Origin of the sequence: Dubosiella muris (assembly GCF_004793885.1) — a bacterium.
GTDB lineage: Bacteria > Bacillota_I > Bacilli_A > Erysipelotrichales > Erysipelotrichaceae > Dubosiella > Dubosiella muris.
Genome location: NZ_SRYG01000020.1, coordinates 14346 through 37061, shown reverse-complemented (window position 1 = coordinate 37061; position 22716 = coordinate 14346). Strand labels below are relative to the sequence as shown.

Here is a 22716-nt window from a genome sequence, read left to right as displayed (position 1 = left end):
GAAGAAGGCGAGTCCGTTGATTGTGATATACATTGAGGTACACCTTCCTTTCTGGTTTTATGGTAAATGGAATGGCGGAAACCGTCAAAATATTTGCTTAAGGGGACAATCCAAAGCGGAAACGCAAAGGTGAGGGATGCGTAAAATGGCGTTTGGGAAGACAGGCGTGCTACACTAGAGAGGATAAAAAGGAGGATCATGCAATGCGAATTTGTGTATATGGCGCAAGCAGCAACGACATTGATCAAGCGTATTTGAATGCAGGATACGAACTTGGAAAACAAATGGCGGAAAAGAAAATCGAACTGGTGTTTGGCGGAGGCGCCACGGGAATCATGGGCGCTGTCAATCGCGGCGTGCTTGAAAATGGCGGAACGTCGATTGGCGTGGCTCCTAAATTTTTTGACCAGCCCGGCATTTTGGCGAAGGATTGCACCCAGTTTATTTTTACGAATACGATGCGGGAGCGCAAACAGAAAATGGAGGATTTGGCCGACGCCTTTATTATGATGCCAGGCGGTATCGGAACGTACGAGGAGTTTTTTGAAATCCTGACGTTGAAGCAGCTCGACCAAAACCATAAGCCGCTTGTGATTTTGAGTACCAACGGGTATTACGATTCGCTGCTTTCTTTGCTCAATGGAATGCTGGCCGATCGCTTTATGAGCGAGCATGTCATGACGCTTGTATCGACAGCGTATGAGCCGATGGCCGCGTTGTCGCAAATCGAAAGCGAACAGACAAAGTAACAATTTTAAAAAAAAGTTTGACAAACCCGCATTTACGGGGTATTATAACTAAGTATTCAGCGAATGGGCCTGTAGCTCAGGTGGTTAGAGCGCACCCCTGATAAGGGTGAGGTCGTTGGTTCAAGTCCATTCAGGCCCACCATTTGCTGAATTATGATGTGGGGTGTTAGCTCAGCTGGGAGAGCACCTGTTTTGCACGCAGGGGGTCAGGAGTTCGATCCTCCTACGCTCCACCATATTGAAATGAATGTTCTCATCTTCGGATGGGAACTTTTTTTATAACAACCCTGTCCGTAATCGTAGGTGCCGAGGCTGCCAGCAAAAAAGGTGATTCTTCCAAATGGAATCACCTTTTTTGTTACTGGCAACGATCTTGATTCGAAGCATCCTCCTGCGAACGCATATCCGCGGCGATCAGGGCTTTGACATACGGGCCGAACGCTTTGTCAGAGAGCCACTCGATCATTTCTTTTTCGGTATTCTTGTTAAATCGAATGCCTTTGAGGACGGTGTTCTTCTTATTGTATTTGTTGCTAGCACGGATTTGAGCCGGACTTGACATGAGTTTTCGTTTTTCCTTTCTTTTGAGGCCTTCGGCATAGCTTTGTTTATATTGTTTTATTCTATATCACTATTATAACAATATTTAACAACCCGTTCAATGGGATAAGAATTTAAAATTTGAGAAAATTTGATTTTTTTTGTTGACATTGGATCGCTCCCAAGGTATTATGATGGAGCATTCAGCGAATGGGCCTGTAGCTCAGGTGGTTAGAGCGCACCCCTGATAAGGGTGAGGTCGTTGGTTCAAGTCCATTCAGGCCCACCATTTGCTGAATTATGATGTGGGGTGTTAGCTCAGCTGGGAGAGCACCTGTTTTGCACGCAGGGGGTCAGGAGTTCGATCCTCCTACGCTCCACCATATTGAAATGAACGTTCTCATCTTCGGATGGGAACTTTTTTTTGCCTGATTTGTTACAAAAGGGTCAATACATACTCTTCACGGCAGGGGATAGATTTTATATACTTTTAGACGGAGGTTTTGCGCACGAGATCTTGCTGTGATCGTACGTAACAAAATTGTGATGGAAGCGTGAAATCTCCGGCACTCCGAAAGGAGTGCTTTTTTTCAGGGCACAAAAAAAACAAAGGCGAGATCGACCCGCCTTTGCATTTTTGAGTTTTAAATAATTATTTTTAGGAGAGAGATTATAGAAGAGAATTTTATTGTGCTCTCTTAACACACCTATAAGATACGGCTTTTTTGTGTTTTAACAATAATCTTTTTTTGGGAAAAAATGTGAGTTTTCCTAAGATTATGGAAAATAAAAAGAAACCGATGGGAAAACAAACCGTATGGTATAATAGGAAAAACCGGAGGGACTTTATGCTCTTATTTTTGAAAAGTATCCCGCGACTTTATCGAAGCGCACGCAAAGATCTCAGCCGTCATTTTCCAATGGCGTTTTCCTCGGCCTTGTCGATTGGAATCGCTTTGCTCATTGCGATGCTGCTCGTTGTCGTGGCCGCCAATATCAATCGTTTTACCAATTCAATCGAAGAAGAACTCGTCATTCAGGCTTCCATTTCCCCGACTTTAGCCGAAAGCTCCAAAGAAAGCTTGCGTGAACAAATCGCGCAAATAGACGGAATCGAGTCCGTTCAGTTTTCTTCCAAAGAAGAAGAGCTGGACAAGCTCATTCAGGAAAATGGCGATGTCTTTTCCCGCTACGCCGAAGAAGGCCGAAATCCGCTGTACGATATTTACATCATCGAAGTGCGGGACCCTGAACACATTGACGAGATTTCCGCAGCCGTCGAAGAAATCCCGGGCATCAACGCGGTGAATTACGGCGGTGGCGCCATTACGAAACTCGTGTCGATTTTCCAGGTTTTGCGCCGATACGGCAGCGTGCTCGTCTTGTTTATGATTTTGCTCGCCATCTTCCTGATTCGAAACACAATTAAAATGACGATTCATGTGCGAAAAGATGAAATCGCGATCATGCGCCAGGTCGGCGCCTACAACTGGTACATTACGACGCCATTCGTACTCGAAGGCATGGTCATCGGCGCCTGGGGCGCGCTGATTCCCGCGCTACTTGTCGGCATCGGCTATCCGCTCTTTTACCAGGGCATGCATGGCGTGTTCATTTCCGATTTGTTCCAGCTGCTCGCCCCGTTTCCTTTTGTCGTATGGATCGTGCTTGGTTTGTTCGCCATTGGATTGGGAACCGGAATGATCGGCTCCTTCCTGGCGGTTAGAAAGTATGTAAGGTGGATACGATGAAGACAACTCGAAAGATTTTTGGCCTGGTCTGGGCGGTTTGCGTCGGCGCAGCTTGTTTGCTGCCGGTTTACGCCGAAGACTACTCCAATACCGAAGAATGGTACACAAAGTGTACGAAGCCGCAAACAAGCGAAAGCGATGTGAAAGCCTGTGAAGGGTTTCAGCAATACCAAAACGAAAAAAGGCAGCAGCTCTCCAGCAGCATAAACAATTTTAACGAATCCATCGCGACGCTGGAAAACGATGTGGAACGGGTCGCTTCGCTTGCGCAGGAACAAAAAGCGCTCGCCGAGCAGCTGTCGGCTCAAATCGCCGAAACGGAAAACGCGATCGCTATGCTCGACACGAACATCCGGCAGCTTGAAAATGAAATCCAGGCCAAGCAAGCCGAGATCGAAATGTGGGACGCGCAAATCAAAGACCGGATGCGCCAGGAGCAATCCAGTCTTGGCACCAACATGGTCATCGACCTGGTGATGGGCAGCAAAGATCTCAACGACATGCTTCGACGCATTAGCGGGATCGAGCGCATCACCGAAAACGATCAAGACCAAATCGAGCAGCTCAACAAACTCAAAGCGGAGCTGGAAGTGCAGCGCGCCGAAGTCGTCCGCCTCAAAGAGGAACAGGAAGCGCACCGCCAGCAGCTCGAAAACCAAAAGGCGGAAGCCAAAGCGCTCGAAGAAAGCTACAACGCGCTCGTCGCGCAATACGAGCAGCAAATTGCCGAGCTGCAAGCGCAAAAACGCGCCGCGCAAGCCGACATGGACGCCATACGTCCATTCACTATCACGACCGCCATGGCCGGCACCGTGCTCTCCAGCGTGCCCGGCTTTGTCCTCCCGATTTCGGGCGGCGGCAAGTCCGCCGGAACGTGGGCGTATCCGTCCGGCGGGTTGCATCTCGGTCTGGATTGGGCTGTTCCGATCGGAACGCCCGTCGTGGCACCGGCCGACGGCCTGATTTTGTACGCCGCCAACCCGGTCCCGAGCAATTCCGGCTATTTAGGCAACTGGTCGGGCTATCCGATCGGCGGCGGAAACACCGTCGAAATGCTGTGCAACGTCAACGGGACGCTATACGCTATCTCGTTTGCCCATCTTTCGCAAGAGGGCATGGCGGTCAGCGCCGGCCAAATGGTCAGCCAGGGGCAGGTCATTGCGGCCACGGGCAATTCCGGCAACACATCCGGTCCGCATTGCCACATCGAAGTATACAATTTAGGAAATATGAGCGTCGAACAAGCCGTGCAGCGATTTGCGGCCGGCGCGGACTTTGCGTGGGGCACTGGCTGGAACACAACCTCCACGTCGTGCGAGGCAACCGGCGGCGCCACACCATGTCGCGAAAGACCGGAGAAATTTTTCTCCTAGAAAGGTTTCAACCATGATCGAATTGAAAAATGTCACCAAAGCGTATCCGAACGGGGTCCACGCGCTCAATCACGTGGATCTATCCATCGAAGACGGGGAGTTCGTTTACGTGATTGGCGCCACGGGATCCGGGAAAAGCACGCTGATCAAGCTGCTCAATGGCGAGGAAGTCGCCGATGAAGGAACCGTGATTGTCAACGGAGTCGATGTCGGGGCACTCAAACACCGCAAGGTTCCAGCCTACCGAAGAAACATTGGCTGTATTTTTCAAGACTATCGTCTGCTGCCCAAGCTGACGGTGCAGGAAAACATCGCGTTCGCGCTGGAAGTCATTGGCATGCCGAAAAAAGCCATCAAGACGCGGGTTCGCGAAATTTTGGATTTAGTGGATTTGCGCGACAAAGCCCGCAGCTACCCGGACGAGTTATCGGGCGGCCAGCAGCAGCGTGTCACGATCGGCCGGGCGATTGCCAATCGGCCGAAAATCCTGATCGCCGACGAGCCAACCGGAAATCTGGATCCGGAAAAAAGTCTGGAAATCATCCGGCTGCTTGAAAAAATCAATCACAACTTCGGCACGACGATCGTGATGGTGACGCACGACAAAGAACTCGTGGACCGCTTTCGGAAGCGCACGATTATTTTGGATGGCGGCTATGTGATCCACGATTCGAGCGCGGGTGGATACAAGAGCTTATGAAACGACAGCTGACGTTGCTCGGATACGAGCTGAAATACGCCTGGCTCGGCTTGCGCCGGCACTTTCTGTTGTCGGTTTCCGCGCTCTCCGCAGTCACCATCACGCTGCTGCTCGTTGGGGTGTTTTTAATCGTCGGGCTACACATTGAACATTTTTCAAGCCGGGTCGAAGGCGATTTGTCGATTCATGTCGTGCTGGATCCGCAAATCCGCGACACGGCCCAAATCGACGACATCGAAACGAAAATCAAAGACATTCCCGGTGTCAAAACGATCGTGTTTTCAAGCCGGGCGGACGAGCTCGCCCTCATGGTCAAAGAAAAAGGCGAAGCGTTTTCCATGTACGAAGGCGACGAAAATCCGCTGGGGGACGCGTTTTTCGTCTATGCCAACCAGGGGGACGATCTGGCCGCCGTCAGTTCGCAAATCGACATGATTCCCGGTGTCGCCTCCGTCGCGTATGGCGGCGGAAGCGTGCGCTCGCTTGTCGATTTGCTGGCGCAAGTGCGCGTGATTGCCGGAGCGGGAATCCTCCTGCTTCTTCTCCTTTCGTTCTATTTGATTTATAATACGATCCGTACTACGATATATTCGCGTTCGGATGACATTATAATTATGCGGCAAGTCGGCGCGGAAAACTCGTTTGTAAAACGGCCGTTCGAAATGGAAGGGCTGATGATCTCGCTTTGCGGGGCGCTCATTCCGTTTTTGCTCATCGCATGGGGATATCCGAAGTTTTATGACAGTATGAATGGAAGGCTGTTTGCGAGTGTGTTCGAACTCGTCGCGCCAAACGCAATCCTTGGATGGTGCGCGGCGCTGCTGCTCGGCACAGCGATTCTAATCGGGATCTTCGCGAGTTTTCTAGCCGTGAGCAAATATTTAAAAGAAAAACGATAGGAGTGCTCCTATCGTTTTATGGCATAGCAGGAGGGACCGGAGTGAAAAAAACCAAGAAGCCAAGTGAGAAATTGACAACGAAAGAAAAGGGGCTTATCGTCGGATTGTGCGTCGTCTGCTTTGGAGCCGGCGTTTCGGTCCCCCTTTTGATGGAAAAAGCCCAAAGAAAGGACACCGGCCAGTTTGAAAAGCTCGAAACGATTTACGATTTAATGACGAACAAGTGGTATTACGCCAATGAAATCGACGATGTGCAGGATACGCTGGTCGAGCAAGCCATTGATGGCATGACAACCAATGAAATAGATCCCCATACGACGTATATGGGGCTTGACCAGGCCAAGCGGTTTTCCGACGCGCTGTCAGGCTCCAACGTCGGCATCGGCGTCGGCTTTTTCCGCAACGAGGCGGGCAACATGGTCGTGCGCAGCGTGTACATCGGCTCGGCGGCCGACCAGGCTGGTTTAACGGAAGGCGATATCATTACGAAAGTCGGAAATTTGAACTGCGCGCAGGCCACCAGCGACGAAATCATTGACACCATTAAAAACCACGCGGATCAAAAACTGGAAATCGAGTATGAACGCGATGGCAAGTCTAACCAAACGACCGTCACGCCTGGCGAATACGATTCGACGGTCATTTGCCGGCTCTTTGACGATTACGGGGAAATCATTTTATCCAGTTTTTCGGAAAACAGCGGAAAGGACTTCCATGAAGCCATCCAGCAAATCGAGAAAGCCGGATTGAAAAAGCTTGTGATTGATTTACGCGACAACACCGGCGGTTATTTGGACGCGGCGCAAACGATCGCTTCCTCGCTGCTGCCGGAAAACAGCGTCGTGTTCCAGGAAAAACAAAAAAACGGGAAAATCGAAGAAACTCTCGTTTCCAAAGAATACGATCCGGCGGATTTCGATCAAATCGTCATTCTTCAAAACGGCAACACCGCCAGCGCTTCGGAAGTGCTCATCGGGGCGCTCAAGGACAATTTAGGGGACAAAGTAAAAACCGTTGGCGTCAACACATATGGGAAAGGAACGAAACAAGTGCTCATTCCATTTGAGGATGGAACGTCGTTAAAATATACGGAAACCGAATGGATCACGCCGAATGGAACTTCCATCAATCAAGTCGGCTTTGCGCCGGACGTGGAAGTGGCGGATCAGGAAATTCGTTCCGTGTACTATTCCACCGAGAATAAGGATTTGGAATTTGGTCCGGATGAAGTGGCCGCCAACGCCCAGGCGCTCCAAATGTATTTGGCGTATTTAGGGTACGCGGTCGATCGAACCGACAACTATTTTTCCCAGGCGTCTTCGGAAGCGCTGAAGCAGTTCCAGCGCGATCACGATCTTAACGTCACCGGCCGCAGCGACGAAGCGACATGGAAGGCGCTGGAAGACAACGTTCTTCTTGAAATCAATAAAAACGAAGCCAAAGACGATACCCAACGGCAAAAAGCCATCGAAATGATCACGCAGGAGTAAACCGCAAAAACAATTAAGGGGGCGATTGCATGCGTCAATCAAAAAAAAGGGTGAACAAGACTTCGCTCACCCATTCTTTTTTACAGTCTGTCGGAACATACAGTACGTATATTTCGATTTTTATCGCCGCGTTCTCGCTCGTTTTCGGGATCATCACGTACATGATGACAATCCAGATCGAGGAGCACTCCAACTATTTATCCGATTTGCAGGCGCCATGCGTCTACACGATGACCATTACCGGACAAGACCGGTTTCCGGCCGCGGATTCAAGCAAAACGATTATCACGCTGCCCAAAACGAGAATCGCGTTCGATATTTCGAGCGGTTCGATTTTGGATATCGGCAATGTAGTCATGGTCGATGAAGAAACCGTCGGGAAAATCGACTCCTGGTCGGTGTCGGAGCATCAGACGGATCGGAAAGCGAAAACGGAAAATAAAAAAAGAACCGCCAAAACCGATTCGCTGACGTACCGGCCGGAAACGTGGAACTACGATCCGGAAACCAAAACGGCCTACACGGTGCTTTTCGTCAAGACCGGCAACAACACGAGCGATATTTGGCTGCTCATTATGGATAAAAATAAAAATTTGAAAATTTATGGATACGACGCTTTGCCAACGGATCAGAAAACCGCGTATCCAACCGCATTTCAGGCGTATCGAAGCGCCCGGAAGTTTTTAGTAGAAAACAACATTTAAAAGGAGGGAAGACATGGATCATTTTGAATTGGTGTCTGAATACAAACCAAGCGGCGATCAGCCCGAAGCGATTCAGGAGCTGGTGGAAGGCATTCGCGAAGGAAAAAAAGCGCAAGTGCTTCTGGGCGCGACCGGAACCGGAAAAACGTTTACGATTTCCAATGTGATTGAACAAGTCAACAAGCCAACGCTGGTGTTTGTCCACAATAAAACGCTCGCTTCCCAGCTGTATTCGGAATTCAAAGAGTTTTTTCCAAACAACCACGTAGAGTACTTTGTATCCTATTTCGATTATTATCAGCCGGAAGCGTACATGCCCAAAACTGACACGTACATTGACAAAAACACCAAAACCAACGAGGAACTCGACATGCTGCGCATGGCGGCCGTCAACGCCGCGCTTCATCATCGCGACACGATCATTGTTGCCAGTGTCGCTTCGATTTACGGCGCCAGCAATCCGAATCAATACAAAGACATGATTGAAACGATTCATGTCGGCGACGTGATCGAACGCAATGAACTCATGCTTAAGCTCGTCGGCCAGCAATACAAGCGCAACGACATGGATCCGGCGCGCGGCACGTTTCGGGTTCGCGGCGACACGATCGAAATCACGCCGGGCCACACCGACGCGTATTTGATCCGCATCGAAATGTTTGGTGATGAAATTGAGCGCATTTGCGAAGTCGATCCGCTAACCGGCAAGCTCAACGCCGCCTACCAGATGTACAACATTTATCCGGCCAACGGCTACGCGACGAGCATGGACATTATGAAAAAGGCGGCCTCCAAAATCGAACAGGAGCTAGAAGAACGACTGGAATACTTCGATTCGATGGGCAAGCCTTTGGAAAAAGAACGGCTCGAGCAGCGGTGCCGGTACGATATCGAGGCCCTTCGCGAATTTGGCGTATGCCCGGGCATTGAAAACTATTCCCGGCACATTGACGGCCGCAAGGAAGGCGAGCGCCCGTATACGCTGTTTGACTACTTTCCGGACGATTACTTGCTGGTAGTCGATGAAAGCCACGTATCGCTGCCGCAAATTCGCGGCATGTTCAACGGCGACAAGGCCCGCAAGCAAACTTTGGTTGATTACGGATTCCGGCTGCCAAGCGCTTTGGACAACCGGCCGCTGAAATTTGACGAATTTGAATCCATTACGCCGCAGTCGATTTTCGTTTCGGCTACGCCGGGTGATTACGAGCTGGAACGCACCGACGGCCATGTCGTAGAGCAAATTATCCGGCCAACCGGATTGCTGGATCCCGTCGTGGAGGTTCGTCCAATCGAAGGCCAAATCGACGATTTGGTGGATGAAATCAAAGAACGGATTGCGCGGCATGAAAGAACGCTGGTGACGACATTAACGGTTCGGATGGCGGAAGACTTGACGTCGTATTTGAAAAACATGGATTTGAAAGTGGCGTGGCTGCACCATGAAGTGACGACGATTGAGCGAACAGAAATCATCCACGATTTGCGGGAAGGAAAATACGATGTTCTCGTCGGGATCAACTTGCTGCGGGAAGGACTGGACATTCCGGAAGTGTCGCTGATCGCGATTTTGGACGCGGATAAGGAAGGCTTTTTGCGTTCGCGCCGTTCGCTCATCCAGATCATTGGCCGGGCGGCCCGCAATGCGCAAGGAAAAGTCATTATGTATGCGGATAAGATCACTGAAAGCATGGACGAGGCCATCAAGGAAACGGCCAGACGCCGGGCAATCCAGATGGAGTACAACGAGAAGCATCATATCGTGCCAAAAACGATCGTCAAGCCGATTCACGATGTCGTGCGTTCCAAAGAAACGAAAGAGGCAACGAAAAAATACTTGAAACGAAAGAAAATCAGTGCCAAGGAAAAGGAAAAGATGATTACCGATTTGACAGCCGAGATGAAGGAAGCGGCCAAGGAGCTCGATTTCGAACGGGCTGCCCAGCTGCGGGATATGATTCTCGAGTTGCAGGACTAAAAAACGAAAAAAAAGCGCGGAAAGCAATCCACTATGCAAATTCCGCGCTTTTTTTATTGATTGGACTCGGTCCAGCGAATTGGGGTTTCGTGATGCGCTTCCAGATATTCGTTGGCTTTTTTAAAGCAGTTGCTGCCAAAAAAACCGCGGGAAGCCGACAACGGCGAAGGGTGGGCGGACTCCAAAATCAAATGGTTCGGATTGGTGAGAAATTTTTTCGCTTCTCGTGCTTTGGCACCCCACAAGATGAAGACGATCGGCTGCGGCAAATCGTTGAGCGCCTTTAAAATTTCATTGGTGAACAGCTGCCAGCCGATTTTTTGATGCGACAACGGCTGGTGTTCCCGAACCGTTAAAATCGGATTGAGCAGCAGGACGCCTTGCCGGGCCCAGTCCCGCAAATCCCCGGTGCGTTGGACAGAAGTATGATATTCCGCTTCCAGCTCTTTATAAATGTTTTTGAGAGAAGGCGGCAGCGGAATTTCCGGATTGACGGAAAAGGCCAGACCGTGCGCCTGCCGGGGGCCATGATAAGGGTCCTGTCCGAGAATGACGACTTTGACTTGCGACGGGGAGGTCAGTTCAAGAGCCGAAAAGATTTGATCTTTGGGGGGATAAACGGTTGTGGTTTTGTATTCGGCCGCCAGCAGTTTTTTGAGCGCCTGCATATACGGTTTGGCGCATTCTTGCTCCAAAATAAAGTTCCATTCGTTATGAATCATGTTTTCTTCCTCGTTTCCATTGGTTTTTCTCCTTCAATCTTATAAAATGAATCCATGACAGTTCAAGAAAAAATTTACTGGATGGAAAATCAACGAGGGAAAAACCATCCGCTTCCTGTTTTTCGGGCCTGGCTTGACAAGGCGCTTCCCCGCCATCGTCAACTCAAGCTCATTCAAGTCGGCGGCACCAATGGCAAAGGGAGCACATGCCAGTGGCTGAGCAGCCTGCTCGAGAAAGCCGGCTATCGAACCGGAGTGTTTACGAGTCCGCATTTGATCTCGCATACGGAGCGGATCCGCGTGGGCCGCACGCCGATTTCACTGGAAGCATGGGAGACAATCTTTGACCGGTATGCCGCTTTTTTTCAGGAAAACAAACTGACTATGTTTGAAATGGATCTTTTTATGGCGATTGCGTATTTTTTAGAGCAGGATATCCAATACGGGATCATCGAAGTCGGCATGGGGGGCCGGCTGGATGCGACCACCGCGCTCGATTATCTGGCCACGCTCATTACCAATGTCGGAATGGATCATATGGAGTATTTAGGAAACAGCTTAAACGCTATCGCAAAGGAAAAAGCGGGAATTTTTAAAGAAGGCACACTGGCTATCGCTTACGATACGACGTGCTTTGCGGTGATGGAGGAAGAAGCGCTGGCGCGCCGGACTTCGCTGCTTGTCGCCGACTACGACGTTTCCCGGTTCGATCTTTCCAAACTGGCGGCGTATCAGCGGGACAATTTGATTTTGGCACTAAGCGCGCTGGAACAGCTGCGGCTGTTGAAGCCCGCCGTGATCCAGCCGGTCATCGACGACTATCAATGGGCCGGTCGCTTCATGTTGCTGCGCCAGCAGCCGAAGCTGATTGTGGATGGAGCCCACAACGTGCCGGGAATCCGGGCCCTTGTTCGATCGCTGCCGGTCTTTCAAGGCGAGATTTATTTTTCCGCGTTGAAGGAAAAGGAAATAGACGCGATGCTTCAAATTTTAGCGAGTCTGGAGCAGCCAATCACCCTGGTGCATTTTGACAGCACGCGTCTTTGCGATCTGGATGCGCTGCAAGCCCGTTACGGATTGCCCTGCATAGATGTGACGGCGTTGATGACCCGCCTGCAAAACACCGAAAAAGACACGCTCGTGTGCGGCTCGCTGTATTTTGTTGGCGATGTGCTCGCGCGCTGGCAGACGTTGCCAAACAAAAACAACTAAAAAAGCCCGGAAGGGCTTTTTAAATTTTAATGGAAGGCCGCAGGCGTTCGCATATTTTTAAGATAGAAAACAACAGTGCGACATCGACCGGGAATAAAATCACGTTTTTTAAGACGCGAGCGCCAAGCAAAACGAAGAAGCTGTCCCCGTACATGATTGAAAGCCAAAGCGAATTGAGGATCATGTAAACGAAGACGACGATCAAAGCTCTGGCGACGACGATTTTCCACAGTTTAATGGTTTGCTGATAAAAAAACGAGGAAAAGATCAGCGCGATGAGCATGGCGTTCAGCGCGTAGCCGGGAAAATACGGACCGTCGGGATGCATCGCGTAGCCGATGAAATCCATGACAAAGGCGGCCAGCATATTCGGATACGGTCCGTAAAAATAACAGCTGGCGGCTGTCGCTAAAAACCCGAATGTGATCCGCAGCGTCGGACCTAAATAAATGTTGAACGAATTGAGGATGATCTGCAATCCGCAAAACAGGGCGACACCAACAAGGACGCGTGTGTTTTTAAGAGAGCGCACGTTGTCTTTCAGCATAACAAAGTAATCATTCATAAAAAAACCTCCTTTCCCTTTGTGCGAAGAAAAAAGAGGTTGATCTGGTTTTTCTAGGCAACAGCGGGATGCAAGCTACGAATCGCAAGATGCCTTTTCGTTCCGAAACCAACTCCCCGTGTTCCGGACACTTAACGTTCATAACTTTACTCTGCTACAAGGCTAGTATAGACCTTGAAAACACGCTTGTAAATGCGTTTTTACGGCCAGTTTGCGAAAACGCTTTCTTCTTTTAGGTATGCTAAAAACTTCACAATCTTTCGTATAGAAAATTCGTCGTTCCTGTTTTATACTACAAATGAAAAGAGGAAATAAAACTATGATTATTGATAAATTGGAAGAGAAAATCCGAGGGAAAGGCACGAAGATCGTCTTTACGGAAGGATGGGATCCGCGCGTGCAGCAGGCGGCCATCGAATTGGCGAAAAAAGATGTCGTGCATCCGATTTTGCTTGGCGAAAAAGATGAAATCGAGAGCTGCGCCAAAGAGCACGGCTTTGATTTGACGAACATTGAAACGATTGCTCCATCGGAATTTCCGGACATGGACAAAATGGCTATCAAAATGGTTGAACTTCGTCGTGGTAAACTGGATATGGAACGTTGCCGCAAAGCGCTGGAAAGCACGAACTATTTTGGAACGATGCTCGTACAAATGGGCTACGCTGACGGCTTGTTAGGTGGCGCGACGTACTCAACCGCCGATACGGTTCGTCCGGCATTGCAGCTTGTCAAGGCGGCGCCGGGCAACGCGCTCGTTTCTTCGGCGTTCCTTCTGGTCAAAGGCGAAGAGGAATATGTCATGGGCGACTGCTCGATCAACATCAATCCAAATGCGGATGATCTGGTCGAGATCACGATGCAGACAGCCAACACGGCGCGTCAATTTGGCTTGGAACCGAAGGTGGCACTGCTTTCCTACTCGACGATGGGATCTGCAAAAGGAGACTGTGTGGCGAAAATGGCGGAAGCCGCTGTTCGTTTGAAACGGATGCCGATTGATTTTGACGTGGATGGCGAGATGCAGTTTGACTGCGCTGTCAGCGAAGATGTAGCGTCTTTGAAAGCGCCGCATTCCAAAGTGGCAGGCCATGCCAATACGTTTATTTTCCCGAACCTTTCTTCCGGAAATATCGGGTATAAGATCGCGGCCCGTCTTGGCGGCTGGGAAGCGATTGGTCCGGTTCTGCAAGGCCTCAATGCGCCAATCAATGATTTGTCCCGTGGATGCACCTGGGAGGAAATTTATAAAATGGCCATCGTGACGGCAGCGCAGCGCTCGCTTGGTATTTAATTTGTAAATGAAGAAGATCGAACCGGTTCGCCGGTTCTTTTTTGTGCGTTCTAATAGGGAAGCGTTTCGCTTTTCGATACAATGAAAACGAGGAGAGATACACTATGAATCATGAATTGGTTTTACAACTGATGTATGCCTATTTTTACTTTATGGTCTATGCCTTTGGGGGATGGGTCGTTCAAGGGTTGTATGTCGGATACAAACAGCATCGCTTTTTAAACACGGGATTTTATCATGGCCCGTATGTGCCGATTTTCGGGGTAGGGTGCCTGCTGATCATTTACGTCATCGACCCGATTTCCATGAATCCGTTTCTCGTATTTTTGAATACGTTTGTGATTACGAGCGTGCTCGAATACGTGACTAGCTGGTACTTGCAAAAAAAGTATCACCGTCTTTGGTGGAATTATTCGGACAAGCCGTTTAACATTCATGGCCGTGTCTGCCTGCTGAACAGCACGCTGTATGGCGTGGCTGGAATCGCGGTGACGTTTTGGCTGCAGCCGCTCGTACACGATTTAGTCCTTTGGATTCCGTTCGCGTGGCTTTTGGGCATCGAGGCGGTGTACTCGGTTGTGTTTTGGAGCGATGTCGTTTTGACGACGCTCGAAATGCACGAGCATGTCCACGCTTTGGAGGCGCTCCATGCCCACCTGCAAAAAGCGCTCCATGAAACGAACGACAAGCTGAAGGCTGAATACTTGACGCAGGCGCGCCAAAGTCTGGAAAAGATGAAGCAGACGAGCCAGCACTTGAAGGGATTTGTTTCCCAAAAGCTGGAAGAAGGATACGAGCATAGCATTCATACCGTTTTGAAGCACACATCGTCGAAATAGACGATGTTTTTTCTTGCGTGAAATTGTGTTATGCTAGTTTCATGAAAGAAAAAGAAAAATTCCCTTATGAGATCGAGGAAGGAGCCGTCATGGACTATGTGGAGAACCGGTTCATGCTCGTGCTCAAAGACAAGGAATGGACCGAGGAGGAACTCGGCATGCTGGATCCTTTGCGGATCGGGTTTTGTTATACGAACGGACTGGCGATCTTTGTGCTGGAAGGCGGCGACATTGATTCCAGCGACTTTTATTTCAACATTCAGGAATGCGACTGGAAAGACGCGCTTTTGAATGCGGATCAGGTCACGGTGGAAGTGGTGCTTGTCGATCAACACAACGATATTTGCTGGAAACGTTCGAAATCGTTTACGAAAAAAGATTCTTTGATGATTCAGGAAACGTTGAAAAAACAAGCGGAAATCGAGTTTATGCCCGGCGAGTACGACGTCAACATCAGCGGGATGCAAAGCGCGTATGAACCGTTCGAATTGCTGAAGTTCGAACAATGCTTTATGGAAATGTAGGAGGAAAATATGAAAGCGGTAATCACAGTGGTAGGAAGCGATCGGGTTGGCATTTTGGCCATGATCGCCAATGCGTGCGCAAAGCACAATGTCAATGTTCTGGATGTTTCGCAAACAATCGTGGATGGGATCTTCACGATGACCATGATCACGGATTGTTCCGGGGTCAGCGACTTTGAGGCGTTCGCCCAGTTTATGGAAGTGCTTGGCGAGGAAAATTGTCTGATTGTCCGGGTGATGAATCAGGATATTTTCAAAGCGATGCACACGATCTAGGAGGAAACCATGCAAACGAATGAAATTTTGGAAACGATTAAGATGATCGACGAGGAATATTTGGATATTCGCACGGTCACAATCGGAATTTCCCTGCTGGACTGCATCGACCCGGATATTCAGGTCGCCTGCAAAAAGGTGGAGGAAAAAATATGCCGCGTAGCCAAAGACCTCGTGCCGGTCGCGGAAGAAATCTCGCGCACGTACGGGATCCCGATCGTCAACAAGCGAATCGCGGTGACGCCGATTGCCTTGCTGGCTGGCGCTTGCGAAGGCGATCCGGTGGAATTCGCTTTGACGCTGGAGCGCTGCGCGTGCCGGCTGGGCGTCGATTTTATTGGCGGTTATTCGGCGCTTGTCCAAAAAGGCTACACCAAAGGCGACCGCAAGCTGATTGCCTCGATTCCGGAAGCGCTGGCGCGCACCCAGCACGTATGCGCGAGCGTGAACATTGGCTCGACGAAGGCGGGCATCAATATGGACGCGGTCAAGGAAATGGGTGAAATGATTACGAAAAGCGCCGAGCTGACGCAGGACAACAACTGTCTGGGCGCGGCTAAGCTGGTCGTGTTCTGCAACGCCCCGGAAGACAATCCGTTTATGGCCGGCGCGTTCCATGGCGTCGGGGAAGCGGATGCGATCATTAACGTGGGCGTGTCCGGGCCTGGTGTCGTGCGGGCGACGCTGGCAAAAGCATCGAAGCATGCCACGATGGATGAACTGGCGGATTTGATCAAACGGACCGCGTTCAAGATCACGCGCATGGGACAGCTGGTTGGAACCGTGGCGAGTCAAAAACTGGGAATCCCGTTTGGGATCGTCGACTTGTCGCTGGCGCCAACGCCGGCGATTGGCGACAGCGTAGCGTACATTTTAGAGGAAATGGGACTGGAAACTTGCGGCGCCTATGGAACGACCGCCTGTCTGGCGATGCTCAACGACGCGGTCAAAAAAGGCGGCGTCATGGCGACGTCCAATGTCGGCGGACTTTCCGGCGCGTTTATTCCGGTTTCTGAAGACGCGGGAATGATCGCGGCCGCGCAAAGCGGCGTGCTGACGCTCGAAAAGCTGGAAGCGATGACAGCTGTCTGCTCCGTTGGTCTGGATATGATTGTCGTTCCGGGAAACACGCCGAGCACAATTATTTCGGGCATTATCGCCGACGAGGCCGCCATTGGCATGGTTAACTCGAAAACGACGGCGGTTCGAATCATTCCGGCGATTGGCAAGACGGTGGGCGAGGAACTGGATTTTGGCGGTTTGCTGGGCCACGGACCGGTGATGCCGGTCAATATGGAAAACAATGCCGTCTTTGTGAATCGGGGCGGACGGATCCCGGCGCCTTTACAGGCTTTGAAGAATTAATCGAAAAACAGGTTTACATTCGCGGACTTCTATGTTTATAATACTTCCATAAAAACATTGAAGAGAAGAAGTACAAACGGAACAGCTTTTAGAGAAATGACGGTTGGTGCAAGTCATGAAGCAGGAAGTTTGGAACGTGTCTTGGAGTTGCGCTATCGAAGCCGTCGGCGGAGGCAGCGTCCGTGAATTCGCGTTAAGAATGAGGTGTCGTCCATATCCTGTGGACGGAAGTTAGGTGGTACCGCGTAATCATTGCGTCCTTTCATTGTGGAAGGACGCTTTTTTTATGGAGGGTCTGAGGAAAAGAGGAGAAAGAGTATGAACAAATTATTGAAAATCGGGGCGGCGGCTTTGTTGTCGATCGCCACTTTGGCAGGATGCGCATCCGGCTCGAAAGAGGAAAACAGCGAAAAACCAACCGAAGTGCTCATTGGTATTTCGCCGGATTATATGCCTTATGAGGGGCTGGATTCCAAAGGACAGCTGGAAGGGTTTGATATCGACATGACGAAATGGCTGTTCGATTATTTGAATGAAAACGGACGCAACTATACGTATGAGTTCAAGGAACTGTCTTTTGACACGATCATTACGGCGTTGCAGTCGGGACAAATCGACTTGGGTATTTCGGGCTTCACATACGATGAGGAAAGAGAAGGTATTTTCTCGGATTCGTATTACGATTCCGCGCAGGTGATCGTCGTGGACAAGGATTCCGACATTCAGTCTTCGGCGGATTTGAACGGAAAGCTTGTCGGTGCCCAGCAAGGCGCGACCGGCGAAGATGTAGCTAATGGAATCGAAGGGGCCAAAGTGCAGGCAATGCAGGACGTCAAGGTGTTGATGGAATCGCTGAAAGCGCAAGGATTGGATGCGGTTGTGATCGACCAGGCTGTAGCGGACAACTACGCGGCCAATGGCGACTACAAAGTTCTGGACGAGAAGATGCTGGATGAGGAAAACATCATTTATTCCACGGAAGATCATCAGGATTTGATGGACGATGTGAACGAGGCCATCAAGGCGTTCAAAGACAGCGGCGAATACAAAGAGTTGGTAGACAAGTGGTTCGCGGCTTCGGGAGAAGCGAGTGAGTAAGATCTTCACCCCTGAAAATCTTCAATTTTTACTCCAAGGTGCCGGCGTAAGTATTGCGCTGGCCTTTGGTGCTTTAGTGATTGGAGCGGTTTTAGGGGTCATTGGCGCGGCCGGCAAACTGTCGCGGATCAAAGCGTTTAACTGGATTGCCAACATCTATGTTGAATTGTTCCGGGGCACGCCAATGCTGCTGCAAATTTATTTCTTTTATTTAGGCGTGCCTGTCATTATTTCCATGATTACCGGAACCCGGGTACGCATGAACATTTATATCGTGGCGCTTATCGCATTGTCGCTCAACTCGGGCGCATATCAGACAGAACTGATCCGTTCGGGTATTCAGGGCGTGGACAAGGGCCAGTGGGAGGCGTGCGAAACGCTTGGCATTTCGTACTGGACGATGATGAAGGAAGTCATTTTACCGCAGGCGTTTAAGCGGATCGTGCCGCCGCTCGTTTCGGAGTTTATCACGTTGATCAAGGATTCATCGCTGGCTTCGGTTATTGGAACGGCGGAGTTGATGTACCGGACGCAGGCGCTGGGCGCGCGCTACTACAATTATTTGTATCCGCTGATGATCGCGGCGGTCATGTATTTGATCATGACGCTTTGTGTGTCGTGGATTGGAAAGAAAATAGAAAAGAGGTTGGCTGTCAGTGATTAAGGCGGAACATTTATCAAAAAATTTTGGCAAGCTGCACGCGCTCAACGATGTGTCCCTGGAAGTGAAAAAAGGGGAGGTTGTGTGCCTGATTGGACCGTCAGGTTCCGGCAAATCGACATTTTTGCGCTGCATTCATGGTTTGGAGGTGCCGGATCAAGGCACGCGGTATTTGGATGGCGAGCGAATGGACCCGTCCGATCCGAAAAAATATCGGGAACTGCGTTCGCGGATGGGATTCGTGTTTCAGCATTTTAACTTGTTTCCGAATAAAACCGTTTTGGATAACTGTGTTTTGGCGCAGGTATCCGTGCTGAAACGTTCGGAAGACGAGGCGAAAAAGATCGCGCTTGATTATTTGACGAAAGTTGGTTTGCTCGATAAAAAAGATTCGTATCCCAACGCGTTGTCGGGTGGGCAAAAACAGCGGGTGGCGATTGCCCGGGCGCTTTGTATGGAACCGGAAATCATGCTGTTTGACGAGCCGACAAGCGCGCTGGACCCGGAGATGATCAAGGAAGTTCTGGAAGTTATGAAGGAGCTGGCCAATCAAGGCATGACGATGATTGTCGTGACGCATGAGATGGGGTTCGCCCGCAAGGTTGGCAGCCGGGTCGTGTTTTTGGAAGCCGGCAAAGTGATTGAGGAAAGCGATGCGGAAACGTTCTTTACCAATCCGAAAAGCGAGCGGGCGAAGGACTTCCTGAGCAAGGTGTTCTATGAATGAAAATCAAGGACTTTTTATGTGAGCAATGGATGACGGCCTATGAAAAACAGGCCGTTTACAATATGACGGATACTTCGTTTCAGGCGCTGTCGTTTCCGGCTCTTCTGGCTTTGGAACCGGCGGCCTTGGATGATGTCGTTTTGGATTATGGCGACATTACCGGGGATGAGGCGCTAAAAAGGGAAATCCTGAAACTGTATCGTACCGGCAGCGTGGAACAGATCACCTGTATGCCGGGGGCGCTTTGCGCCAATCAGCACGTGATGGACGCGCTGCTGGAAGCGGGCGACCACGTGATCGCGTTTGTGCCGGGATACCAGCAGTTTTACGAGTATCCGCGTTCGCTGGGCTGCGAGGTGACGACGGTTGCGTACGTCGAGGAAGACGGATGGCGTTTTCCGGTTGAGAAAGTCCAGGAGGCGATTCGGCCAAACACGAAGATGATCGTGCTGGCGAGTCCGTCCAATCCGACCGGGACGCGGCTGGACGCGGCTGACTGGCTGGCGCTGGTCGCACTTTGTCGTCCGCGTGGCATTTACATTTTGTGCGACGAAGTGTATCGGGGGCTGGATTTGGAGCGAACGCCTTCGGTTTCGGATTGTTATGAGCGCGGTATCGCGACTTCGTCTTTGTCGAAGATTTTCGCTTTGCCGGGTCTTCGGCTAGGCTGGGTGAAGGCGAATCGGGAAGTGATTGAGCGGCTCAATGTCCGGCGCGACTACACGTTCATTTCCACGGGACCGCTGACAGATCGGCTGGCGCTGGCGGCGTTGCGGCACAAAGAAACGATTTTGGAGGCCAACCGGCGGCGGCTGGCGAAAAATCAGGAAACACTGAAGGCGTGGCTGGCGGACAACGAGTCGTTTTCCGTCGTGCTGGATCCGCTTTCGCCGGTGGCTTTTTTGCGCTACGAGGCTGGCATTCCTTCGACTGCCCTTTGCCAACGGGCGCTGAGGGAGCGGGGTGTATTTTTTGTGCCGGGATCGTGTTTTGAGGTGGATCAGCATCTTCGGCTGGGGATGGGGCGCGACCCGGAAGCGTTTGAAAGCGGATTGACTGAATTTTCAATTTGGTTCAATGAAACGTTGAAAAAGATATAATTTACATGATATTATAACTTTACAAGGGGTGTTGAGATGCGAAAAGTATGGGTTCTGTTTTTTGTCGCGGGCTTGTGTGGCTGTACGCGTGTAAATGAAGCTTCAAAAAATGTAGAAGACACGAAGCAGCCTGCGATGGCGCAGGAAGAAGAAGCGGTTCAACACACTTTGGATTGCACAAAAGAGTCTGACTCGGTGTCTTTACAGGCGCAGGGAGATCACGTGGAGTCGCAGATCCAGACGTTTTATTTGTCGTTTGCGGATCTGGGAATCGGCGAAGGGATGAGCAGCGAGGATATGATGAATGCGATCAATTCATCACTGGCTCGCTCCTATGATGCGCTGCAGGGGGTCGATGCGGTCGGATCGTTAGAGGATAATCGCGTCAAGGTGACGGTAACGATCGACTACAGAAGAGCGGACATTCAAGCGCTGATTGATGCGGGTTTGCTTCACGAAGGAGAAGTGGACACGAAGTATGTCAGTTTAGGGAAGACGCAGACACAGCTCGAAAAGGAAGGGTATTCTTGTACAGTTCAATAACTCAGAAGCGGTATTGGCCCGCTTTTCTTTTATCGGAAGCAAGGGGGATCAGGGATTGAGATACTACATTGCGGATTTACATTTTTTTCATCGGGCGCTCAATGACAAGATGGATGTCAGGGGGTTTGAAGATGTGGAGGAAATGAATGAGTACATGATCAGCCAATGGAACAAAAAAGTCAAAAAGCGGGACGAGGTCGTCGTTCTTGGCGATTTTTCCTGGGGAAACGGCCGCGATACGGCGGAAATCATCGAACGGTTGAATGGCCGGATCTTTTTGATCCGGGGCAATCACGACCGCTTTTTGGACGACAAGGATTTTGACAGTTCCGTATTTGGCTGGGTCAGGGAATATGCCGAACTGAGCGATAATCGTCGAAAGGTGGTGCTGAGCCACTATCCGATCGTGTTTTACAACGGTCAATATCGTCGGGATGAACAAGGAAAGCCAAAGACGTTCATGCTCCATGGTCACATTCATAATACACAGGACCGGGACGATTTGGATGTGTTTATCGACTTTATGGCAACACGAAAACACGTTTCGATTGGCGGCGAGCTTGAGAATGTACCGTGCCAGATCATTAATTGCTTTTGCGTAGATTCTGATTACGAACCGATGACATTGGATGAGTGGATCGAGTTGGATGAAAAAAGAAAGCGTCGTCGAAGGGAAAACAAATAGACGATGAACAAGGTGAGGGTATATGGAGAAATTGAAATCGAAAAAAGGTGGCAAAGCGCTTTATATTCAAATCAAGGATATTTACCGCGAAAAGATTTTGAGCGGTGAATTGAAGCATGGCGACAAGATCGAGAGCGAAATGGAGATCCAGAAACGTTTTGGCGTATCGCGGATCACGGCAAGACAAGCCATTCTCGATCTGGAGAAGGAAGGCATGGTCAATCGCGGCCGCGGCCGCGGGACATTCGTCATTTGGAAACCGGCGATCAAGGAGAAGTTATCGGAGATCCGAAGCTTCTCGCATGAAATGGAACTGCACGGCCGGGTGCCGGGAACAAGCAGTTTCACAATCGACCGCGAACAAGTCGCGGAAAAGGCGGCAAAAATATTCAACCTCGATCCCCGCGAGGAAATGTATTGTTTGCGCCGCGTACGGACCGCGGACGATGTCAAGCTTGTGTACATGGTGTCTTATTTTCCTCTGGACACGGATTTGCCGATTCGGGAAGACAATTCAACCGAGTCCATGTATGAGAAGTTTGAAGTAATTGGAACCGGAAAACCGAAGCGGATCGAAGAGGAGTTCAGCGCGGAAATTCCTTCTGACGAAGTGCGCAATTCGTTGAACATTCCCAAATCTTTGCCGGTTCTGGCCCGCAAGCGGATTTCTTTTGATGAAGAAGACAACATCATCGAGTATACGATTAGCTACTATCGAAGCGATTTGTATACGTACATGAATTCAACCGGAAAAATCATTTATCAACAATAATTTTGAGAAAGCGGAGTTTTCCGCTTTTCTTTTTAGTTCGAATACGGTATAGTATGACTGTTCGTTTGGGGAGCGCTTCGAGTGAATGAAAAAAGATTAAAAAAAATCGAAAAAAAATGTTGCACAGGATGATCGCTTATGATATTATA

24 protein-coding genes, 4 tRNA genes, 1 riboswitch and 1 other annotated feature are annotated in these 22716 nt (G+C 50.1%); of the genes, 26 read left to right on the top strand and 2 right to left on the bottom strand.

Annotation, left to right across the window (positions count from 1 at the left end):
* Window positions 1-203 precede the first annotated feature (203 nt).
* The 13 genes from E5336_RS09595 (at window position 204) to uvrB (ending at window position 10184) form a co-directional block, all read left to right on the top strand.
* Entirely contained in the window at window positions 204-749 is a 546-nt protein-coding gene (locus tag E5336_RS09595) for an LOG family protein (RefSeq protein ID WP_135980899.1), read from the top strand.
* Window positions 750-814: 65 nt separating this feature from the next.
* Window positions 815-891: transfer RNA gene (locus tag E5336_RS09590), tRNA-Ile, on the top strand.
* 18 nt (window positions 892-909) lie between these two features.
* Window positions 910-985: transfer RNA gene (locus E5336_RS09585), tRNA-Ala, on the top strand.
* A gap of 104 nt (window positions 986-1089) precedes the next feature.
* Window positions 1090-1308 (top strand): hypothetical protein, encoded by a 219-nt coding sequence (locus E5336_RS09580; protein ID WP_135980898.1) that lies wholly within the window; start codon window positions 1090-1092, stop codon window positions 1306-1308.
* 193 nt (window positions 1309-1501) lie between these two features.
* Window positions 1502-1578, top strand: a tRNA-Ile gene (locus tag E5336_RS09575).
* An 18-nt stretch (window positions 1579-1596) separates the two neighbouring features.
* Window positions 1597-1672: transfer RNA gene (locus E5336_RS09570), tRNA-Ala, on the top strand.
* A 396-nt stretch (window positions 1673-2068) separates the two neighbouring features.
* Window positions 2069-3040: a permease-like cell division protein FtsX gene (gene ftsX / locus E5336_RS09565; RefSeq protein WP_135980897.1), complete on the top strand. Its 972-nt coding sequence runs from the start codon at window positions 2069-2071 to the stop codon at window positions 3038-3040.
* Window positions 3037-4413: a murein hydrolase activator EnvC family protein gene (locus E5336_RS09560; protein ID WP_135980896.1), complete on the top strand. Its 1377-nt coding sequence runs from the start codon at window positions 3037-3039 to the stop codon at window positions 4411-4413. The genes ftsX (E5336_RS09565) and E5336_RS09560 overlap by 4 nt, the downstream gene beginning before the upstream one ends.
* Before the next feature lie 13 nt (window positions 4414-4426).
* Window positions 4427-5113, top strand: a complete 687-nt coding sequence (gene ftsE, locus E5336_RS09555; RefSeq protein WP_135980895.1) for a cell division ATP-binding protein FtsE — start codon at window positions 4427-4429, stop codon at window positions 5111-5113.
* Complete coding sequence (ftsX, locus tag E5336_RS09550) at window positions 5110-6012, top strand: permease-like cell division protein FtsX (protein ID WP_135980894.1); 903 nt, start codon at window positions 5110-5112, stop codon at window positions 6010-6012. Before ftsE ends, ftsX (E5336_RS09550) begins: the two co-directional genes overlap by 4 nt.
* A gap of 41 nt (window positions 6013-6053) precedes the next feature.
* Window positions 6054-7502, top strand: coding sequence for a S41 family peptidase (locus E5336_RS09545; protein ID WP_277820842.1), 1449 nt, complete (start codon window positions 6054-6056; stop codon window positions 7500-7502).
* Between the two features lie 29 nt (window positions 7503-7531).
* Window positions 7532-8206 carry a hypothetical protein gene (locus E5336_RS09540; protein ID WP_135980893.1) on the top strand — a complete coding sequence of 225 codons (675 nt, stop codon included), beginning with the start codon at window positions 7532-7534 and terminating at the stop codon, window positions 8204-8206.
* A 13-nt stretch (window positions 8207-8219) separates the two neighbouring features.
* Window positions 8220-10184, top strand: coding sequence for an excinuclease ABC subunit UvrB (gene uvrB / locus E5336_RS09535; RefSeq protein ID WP_135980892.1), 1965 nt, complete (start codon window positions 8220-8222; stop codon window positions 10182-10184).
* Window positions 10185-10237: 53 nt separating this feature from the next.
* Here uvrB and E5336_RS09530 read toward each other — a convergent pair whose 3' ends face one another.
* Window positions 10238-10906 carry a uracil-DNA glycosylase gene (locus tag E5336_RS09530; protein ID WP_135980891.1) on the bottom strand — a complete coding sequence of 223 codons (669 nt, stop codon included), beginning with the start codon at window positions 10904-10906 and terminating at the stop codon, window positions 10238-10240.
* Between the two features lie 54 nt (window positions 10907-10960).
* Here E5336_RS09530 and E5336_RS09525 point away from each other — a divergent pair, with 54 nt between their 5' ends.
* Window positions 10961-12118 carry a bifunctional folylpolyglutamate synthase/dihydrofolate synthase gene (locus E5336_RS09525; RefSeq protein ID WP_135980890.1) on the top strand — a complete coding sequence of 386 codons (1158 nt, stop codon included), beginning with the start codon at window positions 10961-10963 and terminating at the stop codon, window positions 12116-12118.
* Window positions 12119-12137: 19 nt separating this feature from the next.
* On the opposite strand, the gene E5336_RS09520 is transcribed toward E5336_RS09525, so the two are convergent.
* Window positions 12138-12683: a folate family ECF transporter S component gene (locus E5336_RS09520; RefSeq protein WP_135980889.1), complete on the bottom strand. Its 546-nt coding sequence runs from the start codon at window positions 12681-12683 to the stop codon at window positions 12138-12140.
* Window positions 12684-12742: 59 nt separating this feature from the next.
* Window positions 12743-12839, bottom strand: a riboswitch (THF riboswitch).
* 163 nt (window positions 12840-13002) lie between these two features.
* On the opposite strand from E5336_RS09520, the gene pta reads away from it, so the two are divergent.
* From pta to E5336_RS09460, 12 genes are all read left to right on the top strand, one after another.
* On the top strand, window positions 13003-13977 hold the full coding sequence (gene pta, locus E5336_RS09515) for a phosphate acetyltransferase (RefSeq protein ID WP_277820841.1): 975 nt from the start codon (window positions 13003-13005) through the stop codon (window positions 13975-13977).
* A 104-nt stretch (window positions 13978-14081) separates the two neighbouring features.
* On the top strand, window positions 14082-14816 hold the full coding sequence (locus E5336_RS09510; protein WP_135980888.1) for a putative ABC transporter permease: 735 nt from the start codon (window positions 14082-14084) through the stop codon (window positions 14814-14816).
* A 41-nt stretch (window positions 14817-14857) separates the two neighbouring features.
* Window positions 14858-15340 carry a hypothetical protein gene (locus E5336_RS09505; RefSeq protein ID WP_135980887.1) on the top strand — a complete coding sequence of 161 codons (483 nt, stop codon included), beginning with the start codon at window positions 14858-14860 and terminating at the stop codon, window positions 15338-15340.
* Window positions 15341-15349: 9 nt separating this feature from the next.
* Window positions 15350-15616 (top strand): ACT domain-containing protein, encoded by a 267-nt coding sequence (locus E5336_RS09500; protein ID WP_135980886.1) that lies wholly within the window; start codon window positions 15350-15352, stop codon window positions 15614-15616.
* Between the two features lie 9 nt (window positions 15617-15625).
* Window positions 15626-16981 carry a PFL family protein gene (locus E5336_RS09495; RefSeq protein WP_135980885.1) on the top strand — a complete coding sequence of 452 codons (1356 nt, stop codon included), beginning with the start codon at window positions 15626-15628 and terminating at the stop codon, window positions 16979-16981.
* A 48-nt stretch (window positions 16982-17029) separates the two neighbouring features.
* Window positions 17030-17246, top strand: a binding site (T-box leader).
* Between the two features lie 53 nt (window positions 17247-17299).
* Window positions 17300-18079: a transporter substrate-binding domain-containing protein gene (locus E5336_RS09490; protein WP_135980884.1), complete on the top strand. Its 780-nt coding sequence runs from the start codon at window positions 17300-17302 to the stop codon at window positions 18077-18079.
* Window positions 18072-18743: an amino acid ABC transporter permease gene (locus E5336_RS09485; protein ID WP_135980883.1), complete on the top strand. Its 672-nt coding sequence runs from the start codon at window positions 18072-18074 to the stop codon at window positions 18741-18743. The genes E5336_RS09490 and E5336_RS09485 overlap by 8 nt, the downstream gene beginning before the upstream one ends.
* Window positions 18736-19467 carry an amino acid ABC transporter ATP-binding protein gene (locus E5336_RS09480; RefSeq protein ID WP_135980882.1) on the top strand — a complete coding sequence of 244 codons (732 nt, stop codon included), beginning with the start codon at window positions 18736-18738 and terminating at the stop codon, window positions 19465-19467. Before E5336_RS09485 ends, E5336_RS09480 begins: the two co-directional genes overlap by 8 nt.
* Window positions 19464-20567: an aminotransferase class I/II-fold pyridoxal phosphate-dependent enzyme gene (locus tag E5336_RS09475; RefSeq protein WP_135980881.1), complete on the top strand. Its 1104-nt coding sequence runs from the start codon at window positions 19464-19466 to the stop codon at window positions 20565-20567. Before E5336_RS09480 ends, E5336_RS09475 begins: the two co-directional genes overlap by 4 nt.
* 36 nt (window positions 20568-20603) lie before the next feature.
* On the top strand, window positions 20604-21110 hold the full coding sequence (locus E5336_RS09470) for a DUF1307 domain-containing protein (RefSeq protein ID WP_135980880.1): 507 nt from the start codon (window positions 20604-20606) through the stop codon (window positions 21108-21110).
* A 55-nt stretch (window positions 21111-21165) separates the two neighbouring features.
* Window positions 21166-21795, top strand: a complete 630-nt coding sequence (locus E5336_RS09465) for a metallophosphoesterase (RefSeq protein ID WP_135980879.1) — start codon at window positions 21166-21168, stop codon at window positions 21793-21795.
* A 22-nt stretch (window positions 21796-21817) separates the two neighbouring features.
* Complete coding sequence (locus tag E5336_RS09460) at window positions 21818-22567, top strand: GntR family transcriptional regulator (RefSeq protein ID WP_135980878.1); 750 nt, start codon at window positions 21818-21820, stop codon at window positions 22565-22567.
* The last annotated feature ends 149 nt before the right edge of the window (window positions 22568-22716 follow it).

Bases quoted from the DNA above. Each gene is read 5' to 3' on its own strand.
- E5336_RS09500 (WP_135980886.1), top strand. From the start codon at position 15,350: ATGAAAGCGGTAATCACAGTGGTAGGAAGCGATCGGGTTGGCATTTTG.
- ftsE (WP_135980895.1), top strand. From the start codon at position 4,427: ATGATCGAATTGAAAAATGTCACCAAAGCGTATCCGAACGGGGTCCAC.
- pta (WP_277820841.1), top strand. From the start codon at position 13,003: ATGATTATTGATAAATTGGAAGAGAAAATCCGAGGGAAAGGCACGAAG.
- E5336_RS09475 (WP_135980881.1), top strand. From the start codon at position 19,464: ATGAAAATCAAGGACTTTTTATGTGAGCAATGGATGACGGCCTATGAA.
- E5336_RS09460 (WP_135980878.1), top strand. From the start codon at position 21,818: ATGGAGAAATTGAAATCGAAAAAAGGTGGCAAAGCGCTTTATATTCAA.
- E5336_RS09540 (WP_135980893.1), top strand. From the start codon at position 7,532: ATGCGTCAATCAAAAAAAAGGGTGAACAAGACTTCGCTCACCCATTCT.
- E5336_RS09470 (WP_135980880.1), top strand. From the start codon at position 20,604: ATGCGAAAAGTATGGGTTCTGTTTTTTGTCGCGGGCTTGTGTGGCTGT.
- E5336_RS09510 (WP_135980888.1), top strand. From the start codon at position 14,082: ATGAATCATGAATTGGTTTTACAACTGATGTATGCCTATTTTTACTTT.
- E5336_RS09595 (WP_135980899.1), top strand. From the start codon at position 204: ATGCGAATTTGTGTATATGGCGCAAGCAGCAACGACATTGATCAAGCG.
- E5336_RS09520 (WP_135980889.1), bottom strand. From the start codon at position 12,683: ATGAATGATTACTTTGTTATGCTGAAAGACAACGTGCGCTCTCTTAAA.
- uvrB (WP_135980892.1), top strand. From the start codon at position 8,220: ATGGATCATTTTGAATTGGTGTCTGAATACAAACCAAGCGGCGATCAG.
- E5336_RS09530 (WP_135980891.1), bottom strand. From the start codon at position 10,906: ATGATTCATAACGAATGGAACTTTATTTTGGAGCAAGAATGCGCCAAA.
- E5336_RS09490 (WP_135980884.1), top strand. From the start codon at position 17,300: ATGAACAAATTATTGAAAATCGGGGCGGCGGCTTTGTTGTCGATCGCC.
- E5336_RS09505 (WP_135980887.1), top strand. From the start codon at position 14,858: ATGAAAGAAAAAGAAAAATTCCCTTATGAGATCGAGGAAGGAGCCGTC.
- E5336_RS09580 (WP_135980898.1), top strand. From the start codon at position 1,090: ATGGAATCACCTTTTTTGTTACTGGCAACGATCTTGATTCGAAGCATC.
- E5336_RS09495 (WP_135980885.1), top strand. From the start codon at position 15,626: ATGCAAACGAATGAAATTTTGGAAACGATTAAGATGATCGACGAGGAA.
- ftsX (WP_135980894.1), top strand. From the start codon at position 5,110: ATGAAACGACAGCTGACGTTGCTCGGATACGAGCTGAAATACGCCTGG.
- ftsX (WP_135980897.1), top strand. From the start codon at position 2,069: ATGGAAAATAAAAAGAAACCGATGGGAAAACAAACCGTATGGTATAAT.
- E5336_RS09560 (WP_135980896.1), top strand. From the start codon at position 3,037: ATGAAGACAACTCGAAAGATTTTTGGCCTGGTCTGGGCGGTTTGCGTC.
- E5336_RS09525 (WP_135980890.1), top strand. From the start codon at position 10,961: ATGACAGTTCAAGAAAAAATTTACTGGATGGAAAATCAACGAGGGAAA.